The organism is Arthrobacter oryzae, assembly GCF_031454875.1.
In the GTDB taxonomy this organism is placed as follows: domain Bacteria; phylum Actinomycetota; class Actinomycetes; order Actinomycetales; family Micrococcaceae; genus Arthrobacter; species Arthrobacter oryzae_D.
Window position 1 is genome coordinate 148,979 of sequence record NZ_JAVDRQ010000008.1, and the last position, 16,457, is coordinate 165,435.

Below are 16,457 nucleotides of genomic sequence, written 5' to 3' on the forward strand. Positions count from 1 at the left end.
GTGTCCCCGCCGGCGATGCCGGGACGCTCAGGCGTCGTGGCCGGGTTGCGACTTGGGCACACGCATGGTGATCAGCGTCCCCTCGCCCGGAGCCGTTTCGATGACCAGGCCGTTGTCCTCGCCGTAGACCTGGCGGAGCCGGGCGTCGACGTTGCGCAGTCCCACATGGTCGCCGTCGCTGTGTCCGGCAAGCACCGACCGCAGCTGTTCCGGATCCATGCCCACGCCGTCGTCCTCTATGGTGACCTCCGCGAAGGTGCCGGAATCGTTCGCCGCAATGGTGATGTGGCCCGAACCTTCCTTGGCCTCGAGGCCGTGGCGGACGGCATTTTCGACGAGCGGCTGCAGGCTGAGGAACGGGATGACAGTGCTCAGTACCTCCGGGGCGATCTGCAGGCTCACCTGCACCCGGTCGCCGAACCTTGCCCGCTCCAGCAGCAGGTAACGGTCGATGCAGCGGAGCTCTTCGGCAAGCGTGGTGAAGTCCCCGTGCCGGCGGAAGGAATAGCGGGTGAAGTCGGCGAATTCCACCACCAGCTCCCGGGCACGCACCGGATCGGTGTTGATGAAGGACGCGATGGCATTGAGCGAGTTGTAGATGAAGTGCGGGCTGATCTGGGCGCGGAGGGCACGGACCTCTGCCTCCATCAGGAGGGTCCGGGACGCGTCGAGTTCGGCGAGTTCAACCTGGGCCGCCACCCAGTCAGCCACTTCGCCGGTGGCCCGGACCAGCCCGGCTCCCGCCGAAGGTGCAAAGGCCGCCACCACGCCCACCACGCGCGCGCCGGCCTTGATGGGGGCGATGACGACGGCGCGTTCCACCTCTTGCGGGATGGGCCCGGTGGCTGCGTCGCCGGCGAGGAGGTACAGCTCGCCCGCCGGGATCACGGCGGTATGGCCGCCGTCGAGCACTTTTGCCGCGAGACCCATCAGCGCCGGCCGGAGTTCCTCCCCGGCGCCGTCCCAGGCGAGCACGCCCGAGGTATCGGTGATGGCCAGTGCATCGCAGCCCAGGATGGTGCGGAGCTGCCTGCTGGCTTTGGCCGCGCCGGCCGGGTTCAGCCCGGTGCGCAGGTGTTGTCCGGCCCGCGAGGCCGCATGGAGGGTTTTGTAGGTGGCCCGCTCCGCGTCGGTGCCGAGCTCCCGGAAGGACCGCAGGACTTTGAGGCCCACGCCGACGACGACGGCGATCGACATCGCGATCACGGCGATGGCGGCAGCGGTGAACAAGGGGGAGTCCGGCATGGTGCCCAGCGTAGCCTGCCCGGCGTAGCCGCGGGGCACCGTTTGGCGCAGCAACGGGACCGCTGAGCGACGGCCCGGCGGCTTCTCTGGAATGTAACCGCCGTCACGCGTCAGAGTGAGTGCAGTCACATTGGCTGAGGACTGTTGTGAAAGAGCAGGGCGGCCGGTGTGGACGGAAAGTCTCAATGAGGAGGAATGATGGGTAACGATGCCCCAACTCCGGACGCAGCGGCGTCCGTGGATTTCAAGCAAGTCCAGTCGACCGAGCAGTTCCAGGAACTGCGCAAGCGTCACCGCAGCTTTGTCTTTCCGATGGCCGTTGCGTTCCTGCTCTGGTACTTCGCATACGTACTCCTGGCCGACTATGCCGTCGACTTCATGTCCACGAAGGTCTGGGGCAACATCAACATCGGGCTCATCATGGGCCTCCTGCAGTTCGTGTCCACGTTCGCCATCACAGGCTGGTACGTGAGCTACTCCAACCGGCGGCTCGATCCCATCGCAGCAGAGATCCGGCATGAAATCGAAGGCCACGAGTTCGACAAAGACGGCAACCGAGTGAGCGGAACAGCAAAATGATCGGAATGGTTCCAGCGGTCAACGTCGCCGCCCTCAAAGACACCACCCTGCTGAACATGGCGATTTTCGGCCTGTTCGTCGCGGTCACCATGATTATCGTGGTCCGCGCCAGCCGCAACAACAAAACCGCGGCAGACTACTACGCGGCCGGCCGTTCCTTCACCGGCCCGCAAAACGGAACCGCCATTGCGGGGGACTACCTCTCCGCGGCATCATTCCTGGGCATCACCGGCGCCATCGCCATCAACGGCTATGACGGCTTCATGTACTCCATCGGCTTCCTGGTGGCCTGGCTGGTGGCCCTGCTCCTGGTGGCGGAGCTGCTCCGCAACACCGGCAAGTTCACGATGGCCGATGTGCTCTCCTTCAGGCTCAAGCAGCGTCCGGTCCGGATCGCGGCTGCCATTTCCACCCTTGCCGTCTGCTTCTTCTACCTCCTGGCCCAGATGGCCGGCGCCGGCAGCCTGATTTCCCTGCTCCTTGGCATTAGCGACTGGGGCGGACAGGCACTGGTGATCATCGTCGTCGGCGCCCTCATGATCATGTACGTGCTGATCGGCGGCATGAAGGGCACCACCTGGGTCCAGATCATCAAGGCCATGCTGCTTATAGCCGGCGCCGCCGTGATGACGTTCTGGGTCCTGGCAATCTACGGCTTCAACCTGTCCGACCTCCTTGGCGGCGCTGTGGAGACGGCCAACAACCCCGCAGTCCTGAACCCGGGCATGCAGTACGGTAAGTCGGACACCTCCAAGCTGGACTTCATGTCCCTGGGCCTCGCCTTGGTCCTCGGCACCGCAGCCCTCCCGCACGTGCTGATGCGCTTCTACACCGTGCCCACGGCCAAGGAAGCCCGCAAGTCCGTGGTGTGGTCCATCTGGCTGATCGGCCTGTTCTACCTGTTCACCCTGGTCCTGGGCTATGGCGCCGCTGCCCTTGTCGGTGCGGAAACGATCAAGACGGCCCCGGGCGGCGTCAACTCCGCCGCACCGCTGCTCGCCTTCCACCTGGGCGGCCCGCTGCTGCTCGGCTTCATCTCGGCGGTGGCCTTCGCCACCATCCTCGCCGTGGTGGCCGGCCTCACCATCACCGCCGCGGCCTCGTTTGCCCATGACATCTACGCCAACGTGATTGCCAAGGGGAAGGCCGACGCCGACACCGAGGTCAAGGTTGCACGGCGCACCGTGGTGGTCATCGGCATCCTGGCAATTGTCGGCGGCATCTTCGCCAACGGCCAGAATGTCGCCTTCCTGGTGGCGCTCGCCTTCGCGGTGGCGGCTTCGGCGAACCTGCCCACGATCATCTACTCGCTGTTCTGGCGCAGGTTTACCACCCAGGGCGCAATCTGGAGCATGTACGGCGGCCTGGCGTCGGCGATCATCCTGATCGCCCTTTCGCCGGTGGTGTCCGGAACAAAGACCTCGATGATCCAGACGGCGAATTTCGCGGTCTTCCCGCTGAGCAACCCGGGCATCGTCTCCATCCCGCTCGCGTTCTTCCTGGGCTGGCTGGGCACCGTGCTGGATAAGAAGCTGGAAGACACCACGAAGCAGGCCGAAATGGAAGTCCGCTCCCTGACCGGTGTTGGTGCCGAGAAGGCGGTGGACCACTGAGACCCGCTTTGCCGAGAGACATCTCTTTGCAAGGACACAGCTAAGACACAGCAGGAGCTCCCGTGAACACGGGAGCTCCTGCTGTTTGTGGCGAGGCTTAGGCCTTGGGCCTGAGTTTTATGTTGATCATCTTCATGTCGCTGTCCCTGTCGAAGCTGTAGGCCAGATCCACTTCCTTGCCGTCGCAGCCGATGACCCCGGCAACGTCGGCCTTGTTGTTGCCGTTTTCGCTGCTCACCTTGAGGTCGTTGTACGTCGGCTTGCAGGTGTCATTGAGTTTGAGGCTTTGCACGCCGGCGGCGAAGTCCTCCTTGGACAGCTTTTCCTGGAGGGCCGGGTCAAGGAAATCGTCATAGGCTGTGTCGGTGTCTCCGGCGATGACAAGCTGCGTGAAGTCGTCCGCGACGTCCCTGGCTTCGTTAGTGCCGCCGCCCGCGAGGTTGAACACCAACACCCCGCCCGCGATGACAAAGAGTAGGGCGCCGCCCACGATGCCCGGCACAACCCATTTCCTGCGGCTCCCGGCGGGCGTCTCCCGGCCCGGTGTGTCGGCCTCCGGCTGGGCCGGCTGGTACGGTTCCTGAGGATTGCTCAAGATCAAGCCTTTCCGGCAGGCCGCTTGGCCATTGCCTGATGGGGCGGGCCGGTCACGGCCTCGGTTCGTTCAACTGGGACCCAGCCTATAACCCTCATCCCTCGACGGAGCCCCGTTCCAGCAGCGGCTGGATCCGGAAGGGGATGAGCTCTCCCATGGCAAGCGCCGTGTCCGTCCGGTCCACCCCTTGACAGGCCAGGATCTTGCCGTTGATACGAAAAAGGTCCTCCGCGTCCAGGGCCACTACCCGCAGCAAAAGATCCGCCGAGCCCGTCAGCCCGTAACCTTCCAGGATTTCCGGGATGCCGGCCAAGTCCACCGCCAACTGGCCAAGCTTCTGTTGCTGCACGTGCACGGAGATGAACGCCATCAGCGGATATCCCAGGGCCACAGGATTGATCCGCCGTTCGAAGGACAGGAAGACGTGCTTCTTTTCCAACTGGGCCATCCTGGCTTGCACCGTATTGCGCGAGAGCCCAAGCTTCTGCGCCAGGGCCACCACCGTCCGTTTCGGGTCCCTCGCGAGGGCGGAAAGGAGCCGGGTGTCAGTGCCATCCAAAGCTTGCATAATGCGCAAGGCTAGCACGGCCGGCGGACCCCTGACAGTGCATAATGCTCAGTTTTTTTAGCAGTGGTTGTACCCATTGAGCATTGTGAGTATCGTCACAAATATCCGGGGCAACGGCGCCCGGGCGGCTGGCGTGCACGGGGATCACGAGTCCCCTGAGCGCTGGTGTCACGACGTATGAAGGTTGCGTGCAACTGTGTTTACAGACGAGTTGGGTCAGGGCGGAATCCCCGCCGGCGGCCCGGACAACAGTGCAGGACATCACGGCGGGACGGGCGAGAGCCTGGTCCAATTGATCACGCCAGGCGGTGAACGCGTCAGCCATCCGCAGTACGACGCCTGGGTCCAGGATGTCAGTGACGAGCAGTTGGGTTCCCTTTACGAGGACCTGGTGGTCATCCGGCGGATCGACACCGAAGCGACCGCCCTCCAGCGCCAGGGTGAACTCGGCCTGTGGCCGCCGCTCCTGGGCCAGGAGGCCGCGCAGATAGGGTCGGCGAGGTCGCTCCGCGACGATGACTTCGTGTTCTCCAGCTACCGCGAGAACGGCGTCGCCTACTGCCGCGGAGTGGATCTGACCGACATCGTCAAGGTCTGGAGGGGCAACGCCTCGGCAGGCTGGGATCCGTACACCGTTAATATGGCCACGCCGCAGATCATCATCGGCGCCCAGACGCTTCACGCGACCGGCTACGCCATGGGCATCCAGAACGACGGCGCCGACTCGGTAGCCATCACATATTTCGGCGACGGTGCCACCAGCGAGGGTGACGTCAACGAGGCGATGGTTTTTGCAGCCAGTTTCCAGTCCCCGGTGGTCTTCTTCTGCTCCAACAACCACTGGGCCATTTCCGAGCCGGTGCGCCTGCAGTCGCACATCAGGATCGCCGACCGTGCGGCAGGATTCGGGATTCCCAGCATCCGCGTGGACGGCAATGATGTCCTTGCCGTGATGGCAGCGACCCGCGAGGCACTCGAACGGGCCCGCCACGGCGGCGGCCCCACATTCATCGAGGCAGTCACCTACCGCATGGGCCCGCACACCACTGCCGACGACCCCACCCGGTACCGGGATGCCAACGAACTGGAAGACTGGGCGGCCAAGGATCCGATCGCCCGCGTCAAGGGCCTGCTGGAACGCAAGGGCCTGCTGACCGAGCAGCTTGAGGCCCGGGTGGCTGCCAAAGCCGACGCCGTGGCCCGTGAGCTGCGGGCCGGCTGCATCAACATGCCGGACCCGAAACCGCTGGACATCTTCAAGCACGTTTACAGCACCCCCAACTCCTGGCTGGACCGCCAGGAGGACCATTACTCCCGCTACCTGGCTTCCTTCGGCGATCCCGCAGGGACCCATTCAGAAGAAGGTGCTCGCTAATGACGCAGATGACCTTTGCCCGGGCAATCAACTCCGGCCTCCGCAAATCCCTTGAAAACGACCCCAAAGTGATCCTGATGGGCGAGGATATCGGCACCCTCGGCGGCGTCTTCCGCGTAACCGACGGATTGCAGAAGGACTTCGGCAAACACCGTGTTGTAGACACCCCGCTCGCCGAGTCCGCCATTATGGGCACCGCCGTCGGCCTCGCCTATCGGGGTTACCGGCCGGTGGTGGAAATCCAGTTCGACGGGTTTGTCTACCCGGCGTTCGACCAGATCGTGTCCCAGGTCGCCAAAATCCACTACCGGACCCAGGGTGCCGTCAAGATGCCCATCACCGTGCGCATTCCGTTCGGCGGCGGCATCGGCTCCCCGGAGCACCACTCGGAGTCTCCCGAGGCGTACTTCACCCACACGTCCGGACTGCGGGTGGTCAGCGTTTCCAACCCGCAGGACGCACACACCATGATCCAGCAGGCCATCGCCTCCGACGATCCGGTCCTGTTCTTCGAGCCGAAGCGCCGCTACCACGACAAGGGCGAGGTGGATGAAACGATCGATCCGTCCGCCGCGCTGTCAATGGAAAAGGCGCGTGTGGTGGCCGAGGGCAAGGACGTAACGCTCGTTGCCTATGGACCCCTGGTAAAGACCGCCAAGGACGCCGCCGTCGCTGCTGCGGACGAGGGCATCTCGGTTGAGGTCATCGACCTTCGTTCGCTGGCCCCGGTGGACTTCGCAACCCTGGAAGCCTCGGTGCGCAAGACGGGCCGCCTGGTGATCACCCACGAAGCCGGGCAATCCGGCGGGCTCGGCGCCGAAGTGGCTACGAGCATCACAGAACGGTGCTTCTATTACTTGGAGGCCGCCCCCGTCCGGGTCACCGGCTTCGATGTCCCGTACCCGTATTCAAAGCTGGAATCGCACCATCTGCCGGGCCTGGACAGGATTCTTGACGGCGTGGACCGTGCCCTGGGCCGCCCCAACTCGCTCAGCGGGCTGGAAGGATGAGCGCCGCCATGATCAAGGAATTCAGGCTCCCGGACCTCGGCGAAGGGCTGACGGAATCGGAAATCCTCAGCTGGAAAGTCGCCGTGGGTGACACCGTTGCCCTGAACCAGGTCATTGCGGAAGTGGAGACGGCCAAGGCCGTCGTCGAACTGCCGTCGCCGTTCGCCGGTGTAATCACCGCCCTGCACGAACAGCCGGGAACCGTGGTGGAGGTGGGCAAGCCGATCGTTTCCTTCGAAGTAGAGGGCGACGACGGCGGGCCCTCCGACGCCGGTCCGGCTCCCGTGGAGACCGCCAAACGCGAACCCAACCTCGTGGGGTACGGCGCCATTGTCGAGGCCTCCGGCCGCCCCGCCCGGCGTGCCCGGACTTTTGCTGCGCCGACGTCCGCTGCGCCGGCCGCGCCGGTGGCTGAGCCGGTTGCTGTTGCAGGCGCCGCCCCTACGTCCGACCGTGCCGGAACCAGCGCCCCGGCCGAGACCGCGGCTCCAATAGCGGGTGGCGAGCGTCCTCGCTCCACGCCGCCCGTGCGGAAGCTGGCAAAGGACCTTGGCGTTGAGCTCGCTGCAGTGACCGGCACAGGCGTCGGCGGGCTGATCACCCGCGAGGACGTGCAGAACTTCCTCGGCGGAGGCGACCGTGCGGCAGCGGGTGCCGCGGCTCCGGCGGCAGGCAGCGGCAGTGTCAGCGTCACGCACGGGGAGCGCGAAACGCGTACGCCCATCAAGGGGGTCCGCAAGCTGACCGCCGCGGCCATGGTGTCCAGTGCCTTCACGGCACCGCACGCCACGGAATTCCTGACCATCGACGTCACGCCCACTATGGAGCTGCTGGCCCGGCTCAAGTCCAGCCGCGCGTTTGAGGGTTTCAAGCTGACTCCGCTGACACTCGTGGCCAAGGCCCTGCTGATTGCCCTCCGCCGCCAGCCGTCATTGAATTCGCGGTGGGACGAAGCCAGCCAGGAGATCGTGCAGTTCAACTATGTGAACCTGGGCATTGCCGCGGCGACACCCCGGGGATTGACCGTACCGAACATCAAGGACGCCGACCGGATGTCCCTGACGGAGCTGTCCACCGCGCTAACCGGCCTGACAGAGACTGCCCGCGCCGGCAAGACCAGCCCGGCCGAGCTCTCCGGCGGCACCATCTCCATCACGAACATCGGCGTGTTCGGCATCGACGCCGGCACGCCGATCCTCAACCCCGGCGAAGCAGCCATCCTTGCCATGGGTGCCGTGCGGAAAATGCCGTGGGAATACCAGGACGAGGTAGCCCTTCGCCAGGTCATGACCCTCAGCCTGTCCTTCGACCACCGCCTGGTCGACGGCGAGCAGGGGTCGCGTTTCCTTGCGGACATCGGCGCGATCCTGGCCGATCCCGGCATGGTGCTGGCAATGGTCTAGCGGATTCAGGCACAGCTGCCGGCCGCCTCTTCCGAAAGGACGTGGCGGCCGGCCGCTGTGCGTTTACTCGCCGGGAACCGGGCTGGCCGTCACCAGGAGGGCGGCCAGGGCCATGCTCTCCAGCAGCGGCCGTGCCGACTTCACTGCGACCCGCCGGCCGTGGCTGCGGACGGAATGCGGCGTGGAGTTGATGAGTCCGAAAGCCGCGTGCGCGCGCATCCGGAGCTCCGCGGCGTCCGTATCCTCGTGCAACTGCTGCAGCACCTCCACCCACAGCTCCACGTAGTTTCGCTGCAGGGTGCGGACCTCGGCCTGGTCGTCGTCGGTGAGGTTGCTGAAGTCGCGGTCCTGGACCCGGATGACGTCGGGGTTGCTTAGGGCGAAGTCAACATGGAACTGAACCAGGCGCGCCAGCGCTGCGGCGGGGTCGACGGCATCGGCCACCACACGATGGCCGCCTTCCAGCAATTCCTGGCTCACGCTGAGCAACAGTGCTCCCAGGACCGCCTGCTTGCCCGCGAAATGCCGGTAAACCGCAGGGCCGCTGACGCCGGCTGCGGCGCCCAGGTCCTCAAGCGAAACGCGGTTGAAGCCATTGACGGCAAAAAGCGTGGCGGCGGAGGCCAGCAACGCCCGGCGCCGGCTCTCCTTGGCCTGGCTGCGTTGGGTTGCCTGGCTGCGTTGGCTTGCCGGACTGGGCTGGGCTGCCTGGCTGGGTTGGCCCGCCTGGTCGCGCTCGATGATCGGCACATTTCCTCCTTGGAACTGCAAATCCTAGCAATGGGAGCGCGTGTTGGACATCACAGTTAATAGAGACTAACCTAAATCTCAGTTACGCGGCACTAACCGAATCGCTCAGGACGGCCTTGCCAGGACGTCCGGGAACGGAAGCAGTCAATGGAGACAATCGCCAGCCTGGTGGACACCGGCAGTGCAGCCTACGCCACCAACCGGCAAGCCCAGCTGGCACTTGCAAACGAGCTGAAGGACCGGCTCGCCTCGGCAGCGCTCGGCGGACCCAAGAAGTCACGTGAACGCCACGTTGCCCGCGGCAAGCTGCTGCCGCGCGAACGCATCGACCAGCTCCTTGACGACGGCAGCCCCTTCCTCGAAATCGCGCCGCTCGCGGCCAACGGCATGTACAACGACGATTCCCCGGGCGCCGGCGTCATAGCCGGGATCGGACTGGTCCACGGCCGCCAGGTGCTGGTGATCTCCAATGACGCCACCGTAAAGGGCGGCACCTACTACCCGATGACGGTCAAGAAGCACCTCCGGGCGCAGGAGATCGCGCTGGAGAACCGGCTGCCCTGCATCTATCTTGTGGATTCCGGTGGAGCCTTCCTGCCGAAGCAGGACGAGGTCTTCCCGGACAAGGAGCACTTCGGCCGGATCTTCTTCAACCAGGCAAAAATGTCCGCGGCCAAAATCCCGCAGATCGCCTCCGTGATGGGCTCCTGCACCGCCGGCGGCGCCTATGTGCCCGCCATGAGCGACGAGACGGTCATCGTCCGCAACCAGGGCACCATCTTCCTGGGCGGTCCGCCGCTGGTCAAGGCCGCGATCGGCGAGATCGTCACGGCCGAGGAGCTTGGCGGCGGGGACGTCCACTCGAAAATATCCGGCGTCACCGACCATTTGGCCGAGAACGATGAGCACGCGCTCCAGATTGTCCGGGACATCGTCTCCACGCTGCCGAAGCCGGCCGTCCCCGCCTGGGACGTGGACACCGCCGTCGAACCGCTCGCGGACCCCGACGAGCTCTACGGCGCCGTCCCGACGGACGTCAACGCCCAGTACGACGTCCGTGAAGTGATCGCCCGGCTGGTGGACGGCAGCCGCTTCCACGAGTTCAAAAAGAACTACGGCACCACGCTGGTCACCGGCTTCGCGAAGCTGCACGGCCACCCGGTGGGCATCGTTGCCAACAACGGTGTCCTCTTCAGCGAATCCGCACTCAAGGGCGCGCACTTCATTGAACTCTGTGACCAGCGCGGCATCCCGCTGGTCTTCCTGCAGAACCTCTCGGGCTTTATGGTCGGCAAGGATTACGAACAGGGCGGCATCGCCAAGAACGGCGCCAAGATGGTCACCGCCGTGGCCACCGCCCGCGTGCCCAAGCTGACCGTGGTGATCGGCGGATCCTTCGGCGCCGGCAACTACTCCATGTGCGGCCGTGCCTATTCGCCACGCTTCCTCTGGATGTGGCCGGCCTCCCGGATCTCGGTGATGGGCGGCAACCAGGCCTCCAGCGTGCTGGCCACCGTCAAACGGGACCAGTACGAGGCGCGCGGCGAGGAATGGTCCGCCGAAGACGAGGAAGCCTTCAAAGCCCCTATCAGACAGCAGTACGAGGACCAGGGCAGCCCGTACTATTCCACCGCCCGCCTCTGGGACGACGGCGTGATCGACCCCGCGGACACCCGCACCGTCCTGGGACTGGCGCTCGACGTCGTCTCCCGCACCCCGCTGCCGGAGACCTCCTTCGGCCTTTTCCGGATGTGAGCCAGCTGTGAATAATTCCTCGCCGACGTCAACCTCCCAAGGGCCGCTGTTCAACACCGTCCTCGTCGCCAACCGCGGCGAGATCGCGTGCCGCGTCATCCGTACCCTGCGTGCCCTGGGCATCCGTTCGGTGGCGGTATACAGCGACGCCGACGCCGGGGCCCGCCACGTGCGCGAAGCCGACGTTGCGGTGCGGATCGGGCCCGCGGCCGCCGCCGAAAGCTATCTGAAAATCGAAGCCATCATCCAGGCCTGCCGCGAAACCGGCGCCGAGGCAGTGCACCCCGGCTATGGGTTCCTGAGCGAAAACGTCGACTTCGCCCGCGCCCTGGAAAAGGCCGGCATCACCTTCATCGGCCCGGGCGTCGAATCACTCAATGTCATGGGCGACAAGATCCGCTCCAAGAACCACGTCACCGGATACGGGGTGCCGGTGGTCCCGGGCATCGCCCAACCCGGGATGACGGACGCCCAGCTGATCGAGTCCGCCGCCGGCGTCGGCTTCCCGTTGCTGATCAAACCGTCCGCGGGCGGAGGCGGCAAAGGCATGCATATTGTGGAGCGCCCCGAAGATCTGGCGGCCACGCTGGCCACCGCCCGCCGGGTCGCGGCCAGCGCCTTCGGCGACGACACCCTCTTCCTTGAACGCCTCGTCACTACGCCGCGGCACATTGAGGTCCAGGTCCTCGCTGACAACCACGGCAATGTCATCCACCTGGGGGAGCGCGAGTGCTCGCTGCAGCGCCGCCACCAGAAAGTGATCGAGGAGGCACCGTCTCCGCTGCTGGAGTCCCTTCCCAACGGCGCCGGCGTTCGTGCCCGGATCGGTGAGGCCGCCTGCAACGCGGCCCGCAGCGTCCACTACAGCGGCGCCGGGACTGTGGAGTTCCTGGTCTCGGATAACGCCCCGGACGAATTTTTCTTCATGGAGATGAACACCCGCCTGCAGGTGGAGCACCCGGTGACCGAAATGGTCACCGGCGTCGACCTGGTCGAATGGCAGGTACGCATCGCCGCCGGTGAGGAACTCACCGTCCGCCAGGACGACGTCGTACTTGACGGTCATTCGGTGGAAGCGCGCGTCTACGCAGAAATTCCGGAGCGGAACTTCCTGCCGTCCACCGGGCGGGTCCGGCTGCTGGACGAAGCTGCAGATGATGCAGGCGGCAAGGTCCGGGTGGACTCGGCGCTGCTGGAGGGCCTTCAAATCTCGTCCAGCTACGACCCCATGATCTCGAAGGTCATCGCGTGGGGCGAGGACCGCACGGCCGCCCTGGACACCCTGGACGCGGCGCTCGCCGGGTACACGGCGCTGGGCGTGGACACCAACGTCGAATACCTGCGCCTGCTCATCAACGACGCCGACGTCCGCGCCGGGCGGCTCGACACGGGCCTGATCGAGCGCAAGATGCCGGACTTTGCATTCCGCACTGCGGGCGAATTCGAGGTGGCTGCCGCTGCCCTGTACGTCGCTGCCGTGCAGGAGCCTGATCCGCAGGCCGCTGGGGCAAACCCCTGGGACCGCCGCGACGGGTGGCGGCTTGGCGCTCGCGCCCCGCGGAGGATCAGCCTGGGTACGCCCAACGGAGGTGTCACCACGGTGGAGGTGTCCGGTTCGGTGGGGCAGGGTTCGGCGACGGTCAGTGTTGATGGCGGGCCGCAGCACAAGGCATCACTTCGTTTCCCCAAACGCAACCATGCAGAGTTGATTCTCGGCGGCGAAGCCAGGGTGTATTCGCTGGCGCCGGTATCCCCGGGCCCCGCTGTACCGGACTGGAGCGACCCGGTCCGGGACAACCCGAAGCCGGGCCTTCCCACGGAGCTGTTCCTCGGCAACGACGGCTGGTCCTGCCGGCTTGAGGTGCTGACGCGGGAGACGCGGCTTGCCCGCGTTCTGGCCGCCGTCCAGCGCGAGGAAGGCGCCGCGGACCCGGCCGTGCGCTCGCCCATGCCCGGCACGGTGGTGTCCGTCCCTGTCAGCGACGGCGACACCGTGCAGGCAGGCCAGGTACTCCTTTCCGTGGAGGCCATGAAGATGGAACACCAGCTCCTGGCGCCGCTCGGCGGCACGGTGCACATCAGCGTGAAGGCGGGCGACCTGGTCAAAGCAGACCAGGTGCTGGCCACGGTCCACCCCGCTGCCTCCACAACAGACCACCAATCACAAACCACAGACCCGTTCCAGAGTTAAGACAAGGAAGTCCCAACATGGCTGATTTTGAGCTCAGCGAGGAATACCAGGACCTCAGCGACACCGTCCGCGAATTCGCCGATGAAGTGGTGGCGCCGGTTTCCGCAAAACACGACGAGGAACACAGCTTTCCCTACGAGGTGGTCGCCCAGATGGCTGACATGGGCCTCTTCGGCCTCCCCTTCCCGGAGGAGTTCGGCGGCATGGGCGGGGACTACTTCGCGCTGGCCCTGGCACTGGAACAGCTGGGCCGTGTGGACCAGTCCGTGGCCATCACCCTGGAAGCCGGCGTCTCCCTCGGCGCCATGCCCGTGTACCGGTTCGGCACCGACGCCCAGAAGGAAGAATGGCTCCCGTCACTGGCATCAGGCAAGGCGCTCGCCGGCTTCGGCCTGACGGAACCTGAAGCCGGTTCGGACGCGGGCGGGACCAAGACCACGGCCCGGCTCGAAAATGGTGAGTGGATCATCAACGGCAACAAGGAATTCATCACCAACTCCGGCACCGACATCACCCGACTGGTGACCGTGACGGCCGTAACCGCCAAGCATGAGCGCCAGGACGGCAGCATCAAGAAGGAAATCTCCACCATCCTGGTGCCCACCGACACGCCCGGTTTCAGGGCGGAGAAGGCCTACAACAAGGTGGGGTGGAACGCCTCCGACACCCACCCGCTCACGCTCAAGGACGTCCACGTCCCTGAGGCCAACCTGCTCGGCGAGCAGGGCCGCGGCTACGCGAATTTCCTGTCCATCCTGGACGAGGGCCGCATCGCCATCGCCGCCCTCGCCACCGGCGCGGCACAGGGCTGCGTGGACCTGTCCGTGAAATACGCCAAGGAACGCAGCGCCTTCGGCAACAACATCGGCAAGTACCAGGCCATCGCATTCAAGATCGCCCGCATGCAGGCACGCGCCCACACGGCGCGGCTGGCGTACTACGACGCCGCGGCGCGGATGCTGGCCGGGAAGCCGTTCAAGACGCAGGCGGCCATCGCTAAGATGGTCGCAGGTGAGGCAGCCATGGACAACGCGCGGGACGCCACCCAGGTGTTCGGCGGCTATGGCTTCATCAACGAATTCACTGTGGCAAGGCACTACCGCGACTCCAAGATCCTTGAAGTGGGGGAGGGCACCACCGAGGTGCAACTGATGCTGATCGCCCGCGAACTCGGCCTGTAGCACCCCCGCCGGGGAGCAAATCCGGGGAACGAAACAGCGCGTAACCAGGAAGGATCGACGATGATTGACAAGGTTGTTGCCAGTGCCGAGGCCGCGGTGGCAGACATCCCCGACGGCGCATCACTGGCCGTCGGCGGGTTCGGACTCTGCGGCATTCCGGTGGCCCTGATCGAGGCCCTGCACCGGAATGGAACGCGGGGCCTGGAAACCGTCAGCAACAACTGCGGCGTCGACGACTGGGGGCTGGGGATCCTGCTCAAGGACGGCCGGATCCGCCGCACCATCAGCTCCTATGTCGGGGAGAACAAGGAATTCGCCCGGCAGTATCTCTCCGGCGAACTCGAGGTAGTGCTGACCCCGCAGGGAACACTGGCGGAAAAGCTGCGCGCCGGTGGCGCCGGCATCCCGGCGTTTTACACGCCCGCCGGCGTGGGCACCCAGGTGTCCGACGGCGGCCTGCCGCAGAAGTACGACGCCGACGGCGGCATCGCCATCGCTTCCGCCCCGAAGGAAGTCCGCACCTTCAACGGCGCCGACTACGTGCTCGAGGAGTCGCTCACTCCGGATTTCGGCCTCGTGCACGCCTGGAAGGGCGACCGGCACGGAAACCTCGTCTTCCACGCCACGGCGATGAACTTCAACCCGCTCTGCGCCATGGCCGGACGGATCACCATCGCCGAGGTCGAGGAGCTCGTGGAACCCGGGGAACTGGATCCGGAGCACGTCCACGTTCCCGGAATCTTCGTCCAGCGCGTAGTCGTTGCGCCGCAGGGCGAGAAGCGCATCGAAAAACGGACGGTCGCAGTGGCCTCAGGCGGCAACGCCTCCCGACGGACTGAACAGCAAGCAACTGACCAGGCAGGAGCATAGCCGTGGAATCGAACAGCGTGCAGGGAGCCCCGCCCCGCCCCGAGGCCGTCCGCCACGAGTACCGGCCATCCGCCGTCGGGCACCCCGAGGACACCTCGGAGACCAAAGGCTGGACCCGCAATGAACTGGCCGCCCGGGTGGCCCTGGAACTGCACAACGGGCAGTACGTCAACCTCGGAATCGGGATGCCGACGCTGATCCCCAACTACATCCCGGCCGGCGTCGAAGTGGTCCTGCATTCCGAAAACGGGATCCTGGGCGTCGGGCCCTATCCCGGCGAGGAGCAGGTGGATCCGGACCTGATCAACGCCGGCAAGGAAACCGTCACCGTCAACAAGGGCGCGGCGTTCTTCGACTCCGCAGCCTCGTTCGGCATGATCCGCGGCGGCCACGTTGATGTGGCCGTTCTTGGCGCCATGGAAGTGGCGCAGAACGGCGACCTGGCCAACTGGATGATTCCCGGCAAGATGGTCAAGGGCATGGGCGGTGCCATGGACCTGGTCTTCGGGGCCAAGAAGGTGATCGTCATGATGGAGCACGTGGACCGCAACGGGAAGCCGAAAATCGTGGAGAACTGCACGCTGCCGCTGACCGGCAAGGGGTGCGTGGACCGGATCATCACCGACCTCGCCGTCATCGACGTGGTCACCGAGGGCAGCTCGTCCCGGCTGGTGCTGCGGGAATTGGCTCCCAACGTCACTGCCCAGGACGTCGCCGCGGCAACCGGCGCCGAGCTCTTCGAGGAAGACCAGGAACTGACCGTATGACGGCCCCGGAAGGTACGCCCCGCATGATTGAGCAACGGGGCCTCTACTTCGACGAATTGGAAGAGGGAGTTGTCTACGCCCACCGGCCCGGCCGGACGGTCACCGAAACGGACAACGTCATTTTCACCACCATGACCATGAACACCCAAGCGCTGCACCTTGACGCGGCCTGGAGTGCAGGGCAGCCGTTCGGCCAGCGGCTCATGAACTCGATGTTCACCCTTGCCACAGTGGTGGGACAGTCCGTCCCGCAGCTGACGCAGGGGACCATCATCGCCCAGCTGGGACTGACCGACGTGTCGTTTCCGCATCCGCTGTACCACGGCGACACCCTGTACACGGAGACCGTCATCACGGGCAAGCGGCCGTCCTCCTCCCGGCCGGGGCAGGGAATCGTGACCATGCAGCACACTGGCCGCAACCAGGACGGCGTGGTGGTGGCACTGGTGACCCGCAGTTGCCTGATGTGGACGCGGGAGGCACACGCAGCGGCGCAAAACGCCGTGCAGAACGAAGCAGGGCAGAAAGAATCTGCCGAAAAGGGGACAATTTAAG

General features: G+C 65.5%; 15 protein-coding genes. 11 read left to right on the forward strand and 4 right to left on the reverse strand.

The window, feature by feature from the left end; genetic code table 11:
* Positions 1 to 27: 27 nt before the first annotated feature.
* Positions 28 to 1,245 (reverse strand): sensor histidine kinase, encoded by a 1,218-nt coding sequence (locus tag J2805_RS15645; protein WP_309978031.1) that lies wholly within the window; start codon positions 1,243 to 1,245, stop codon positions 28 to 30.
* 198 nt (positions 1,246 to 1,443) lie between these two features.
* Between J2805_RS15645 and J2805_RS15650 the strand changes: the two genes are divergently transcribed.
* Together J2805_RS15650 and J2805_RS15655 are read left to right on the forward strand one after the other, a co-directional pair.
* Positions 1,444 to 1,824: a DUF485 domain-containing protein gene (locus J2805_RS15650; protein ID WP_309977808.1), complete on the forward strand. Its 381-nt coding sequence runs from the start codon at positions 1,444 to 1,446 to the stop codon at positions 1,822 to 1,824.
* A complete protein-coding gene (locus J2805_RS15655) occupies positions 1,821 to 3,437 on the forward strand; it encodes a solute symporter family protein (RefSeq protein WP_309977810.1) in 1,617 nt (538 codons plus the stop codon). The genes J2805_RS15650 and J2805_RS15655 overlap by 4 nt, the downstream gene beginning before the upstream one ends.
* Positions 3,438 to 3,534: 97 nt before the next feature.
* Here the strand turns inward: J2805_RS15655 and J2805_RS15660 are convergent, their stop codons facing one another.
* Together J2805_RS15660 and J2805_RS15665 are read right to left on the reverse strand one after the other, a co-directional pair.
* The gene (locus J2805_RS15660; RefSeq protein WP_309977812.1) at positions 3,535 to 4,032 is read right to left on the reverse strand and encodes a hypothetical protein; all 498 of its coding nucleotides are present in this window, start codon (positions 4,030 to 4,032) and stop codon (positions 3,535 to 3,537) included.
* Between the two features lie 94 nt (positions 4,033 to 4,126).
* Positions 4,127 to 4,600, reverse strand: coding sequence for an Lrp/AsnC family transcriptional regulator (locus J2805_RS15665; protein WP_309977814.1), 474 nt, complete (start codon positions 4,598 to 4,600; stop codon positions 4,127 to 4,129).
* Positions 4,601 to 4,796: 196 nt separating this feature from the next.
* Here J2805_RS15665 and pdhA point away from each other — a divergent pair, with 196 nt between their 5' ends.
* The 3 genes from pdhA to J2805_RS15680 are packed head-to-tail and all read left to right on the forward strand — an operon-like array spanning position 4,797 to position 8,388.
* Positions 4,797 to 5,975, forward strand: a complete 1,179-nt coding sequence (pdhA, locus tag J2805_RS15670; RefSeq protein WP_309977815.1) for a pyruvate dehydrogenase (acetyl-transferring) E1 component subunit alpha — start codon at positions 4,797 to 4,799, stop codon at positions 5,973 to 5,975.
* A complete protein-coding gene (locus J2805_RS15675; protein WP_309977817.1) occupies positions 5,975 to 6,985 on the forward strand; it encodes an alpha-ketoacid dehydrogenase subunit beta in 1,011 nt (336 codons plus the stop codon). The genes pdhA and J2805_RS15675 overlap by 1 nt, the downstream gene beginning before the upstream one ends.
* A complete protein-coding gene (locus J2805_RS15680; RefSeq protein WP_309977818.1) occupies positions 6,982 to 8,388 on the forward strand; it encodes a dihydrolipoamide acetyltransferase family protein in 1,407 nt (468 codons plus the stop codon). Before J2805_RS15675 ends, J2805_RS15680 begins: the two co-directional genes overlap by 4 nt.
* Before the next feature lie 63 nt (positions 8,389 to 8,451).
* Here the strand turns inward: J2805_RS15680 and J2805_RS15685 are convergent, their stop codons facing one another.
* The gene (locus J2805_RS15685; RefSeq protein WP_309978033.1) at positions 8,452 to 9,129 is read right to left on the reverse strand and encodes an SACE_7040 family transcriptional regulator; all 678 of its coding nucleotides are present in this window, start codon (positions 9,127 to 9,129) and stop codon (positions 8,452 to 8,454) included.
* A gap of 156 nt (positions 9,130 to 9,285) precedes the next feature.
* On the opposite strand from J2805_RS15685, the gene J2805_RS15690 reads away from it, so the two are divergent.
* From J2805_RS15690 to J2805_RS15715, 6 genes are read left to right on the forward strand one after another with little or no spacing between them, the layout of a single operon-like run.
* The gene (locus J2805_RS15690; protein ID WP_309977820.1) at positions 9,286 to 10,893 is read left to right on the forward strand and encodes a carboxyl transferase domain-containing protein; all 1,608 of its coding nucleotides are present in this window, start codon (positions 9,286 to 9,288) and stop codon (positions 10,891 to 10,893) included.
* Positions 10,894 to 10,900: 7 nt separating this feature from the next.
* On the forward strand, positions 10,901 to 13,084 hold the full coding sequence (locus J2805_RS15695; RefSeq protein ID WP_309977822.1) for an acetyl/propionyl/methylcrotonyl-CoA carboxylase subunit alpha: 2,184 nt from the start codon (positions 10,901 to 10,903) through the stop codon (positions 13,082 to 13,084).
* 17 nt (positions 13,085 to 13,101) lie between these two features.
* Positions 13,102 to 14,265 carry an acyl-CoA dehydrogenase family protein gene (locus J2805_RS15700; RefSeq protein WP_309977824.1) on the forward strand — a complete coding sequence of 388 codons (1,164 nt, stop codon included), beginning with the start codon at positions 13,102 to 13,104 and terminating at the stop codon, positions 14,263 to 14,265.
* Between the two features lie 60 nt (positions 14,266 to 14,325).
* Positions 14,326 to 15,135, forward strand: coding sequence for a CoA transferase subunit A (locus J2805_RS15705; RefSeq protein WP_309977825.1), 810 nt, complete (start codon positions 14,326 to 14,328; stop codon positions 15,133 to 15,135).
* 2 nt (positions 15,136 to 15,137) lie between these two features.
* Positions 15,138 to 15,902, forward strand: coding sequence for a CoA transferase subunit B (locus J2805_RS15710; RefSeq protein ID WP_309977826.1), 765 nt, complete (start codon positions 15,138 to 15,140; stop codon positions 15,900 to 15,902).
* A gap of 23 nt (positions 15,903 to 15,925) precedes the next feature.
* On the forward strand, positions 15,926 to 16,456 hold the full coding sequence (locus J2805_RS15715; RefSeq protein ID WP_396134377.1) for a MaoC family dehydratase: 531 nt from the start codon (positions 15,926 to 15,928) through the stop codon (positions 16,454 to 16,456).
* Position 16,457 lies beyond the last annotated feature (1 nt).

Excerpts from the sequence above, each read along its gene's own strand:
- J2805_RS15655 (WP_309977810.1), top strand. The coding sequence starts at position 1,821 with ATGATCGGAATGGTTCCAGCGGTCAACGTCGCCGCCCTCAAAGACACC.
- J2805_RS15715 (WP_396134377.1), top strand. The coding sequence starts at position 15,926 with ATGATTGAGCAACGGGGCCTCTACTTCGACGAATTGGAAGAGGGAGTT.
- J2805_RS15680 (WP_309977818.1), top strand. The coding sequence starts at position 6,982 with ATGAGCGCCGCCATGATCAAGGAATTCAGGCTCCCGGACCTCGGCGAA.
- J2805_RS15675 (WP_309977817.1), top strand. The coding sequence starts at position 5,975 with ATGACGCAGATGACCTTTGCCCGGGCAATCAACTCCGGCCTCCGCAAA.
- J2805_RS15665 (WP_309977814.1), bottom strand. The coding sequence starts at position 4,600 with ATGCAAGCTTTGGATGGCACTGACACCCGGCTCCTTTCCGCCCTCGCG.
- J2805_RS15650 (WP_309977808.1), top strand. The coding sequence starts at position 1,444 with ATGGGTAACGATGCCCCAACTCCGGACGCAGCGGCGTCCGTGGATTTC.
- J2805_RS15645 (WP_309978031.1), bottom strand. The coding sequence starts at position 1,245 with ATGCCGGACTCCCCCTTGTTCACCGCTGCCGCCATCGCCGTGATCGCG.
- J2805_RS15700 (WP_309977824.1), top strand. The coding sequence starts at position 13,102 with ATGGCTGATTTTGAGCTCAGCGAGGAATACCAGGACCTCAGCGACACC.
- J2805_RS15690 (WP_309977820.1), top strand. The coding sequence starts at position 9,286 with ATGGAGACAATCGCCAGCCTGGTGGACACCGGCAGTGCAGCCTACGCC.
- J2805_RS15705 (WP_309977825.1), top strand. The coding sequence starts at position 14,326 with ATGATTGACAAGGTTGTTGCCAGTGCCGAGGCCGCGGTGGCAGACATC.